Below are 1,333 nucleotides of genomic sequence, written 5' to 3'. Positions count from 1 at the left end.
GCTTGTCCAGCAGCTCGTCGGCCATCGCCACGACCTTGGGGCGCATGGCCTCCGCCCGGCGGGGGGTGAAGGCGAAGCTGATCGCACGGCGCAGCGGGGTGTGCCGCGGCGGCTCGAGGTTGGCCAGGTGGTTGGAGTTCTCCGGCGGGGGCACCACCCGCTGTCCGGTCCGCTCGGCGATCAGCTTGTAGTGGTAGTGGATGTCGCGGCTCAGCCGGGGGTCGGCGAGCGCTTCCTTGGCCTCCTCGTAACGGGTCACCACCCAGGCCCGGCCGGCGCCGGGCAGCGGCACCTCGCAGACCGGTCCCTGCGAGCGGATGTACTCCAGGATCGGAAAGGGGTTCTGGGTGAACTCGTTGGTGAACATCCAGTACTTGGAAGGCTTGGGTGTCGCAGTCATGTGTCTCTCCTCGGTCAGGCCGACGGGGCGGCGATTGCGGGGCGCAGCAGTGCCGCCGGCCGGAAGGCCATCACCATGCGCTCGACCGACATCACCGGCTCCCCGGCGCAGCGGCTCTCACCCTCGAAGACCACCGAGTCGTCGAGCATGCGGTCGACCCTGACCAGGTGTTCGACCAGGTCACCGGGACGCACGGGGCGGTGGAAGCGGGCGGCGGTGACGCTGCCGAACAGCATGACCTGGCCGCGGGCGTCGGGTGCGGTGGCGGAAGCGAGCACACCGGCCGCTTGTCCCCAGGACTCGATCAGCAACGGCAGCGGGTAGACCGGGTCCTGGCCTGGGACCAGCCCGGCGTACCAGGGCTCGTTGTGGGTGACGGCCTTGGTCGCCGTTATCCGCTCCCCCGGCACCAGTTCCACTACGCGGTCCACCAGGAGCATCGGATAGCGGTGCGGCAGCAGGTCGACGACCGCCGGGGCCGGGTCGCCGGTCGGCGTCGACTCGACAGCGGTCATCGTGCCCCTCCATCGGTGGTGGCGAAGCGCAGGCGGATGGAGGCCGCCGGCCCGTTCCCGGTGGCGGCGGCCGCCCGGCACTGCCAGCCGTCCTCGGTCCGGCGCCAGGTGAGGTCGATGACGAGGGTGTCGCCGGGGTAGACGGCGCCGCTGAAACGGGCGGAGTCCACCGCGATCAGTTCGACCGGCTCAGGGGCGGTGACGCGGGCTCCCTGGTGGGCGCATTCGAGGACGCAGACGCCGGGGAAGATCGGGAAGTCCGGGTAGTGGCCGGCGAAGACCGGCTCCTCGGGGGTGATCACGATTCGCACACTGGCCCGCCCGTCGGTCGGCGGGGACACGACCTCGATCGGCCCGGCCACCGGGCTGATCGGCGGGTGCACGGCGGGGGCGGGGGGGGGGGGGTCCCCCCCCCGGG

2 protein-coding genes and 1 pseudogene are annotated in these 1,333 nt (G+C 72.0%); all 3 read right to left on the bottom strand.

Features of this window, described 5'->3' with window-relative positions:
* Positions 1–400: pseudogene (locus MCM47_RS40830) on the bottom strand (cytochrome P450); the annotation flags it as partial.
* 14 nt (positions 401–414) lie between these two features.
* On the bottom strand, positions 415–915 hold the full coding sequence (locus MCM47_RS40825) for a 3-hydroxyacyl-ACP dehydratase FabZ family protein (protein WP_238861741.1): 501 nt from the start codon (positions 913–915) through the stop codon (positions 415–417).
* On the bottom strand, positions 912–1,217 hold the full coding sequence (locus tag MCM47_RS40820; protein ID WP_238951841.1) for a 3-hydroxyacyl-ACP dehydratase FabZ family protein: 306 nt from the start codon (positions 1,215–1,217) through the stop codon (positions 912–914). The genes MCM47_RS40825 and MCM47_RS40820 overlap by 4 nt, the downstream gene beginning before the upstream one ends.
* Between the last annotated feature and the right edge of the window lie 116 nt (positions 1,218–1,333).

This window comes from Kitasatospora sp. A2-31 (assembly GCF_022288725.1).
In the GTDB taxonomy this organism is placed as follows: Bacteria; Actinomycetota; Actinomycetes; order Streptomycetales; family Streptomycetaceae; genus Kitasatospora.
Note: the sequence above shows the minus strand (reverse complement) of the source record. Positions and strands in the feature narration are given on the sequence as shown.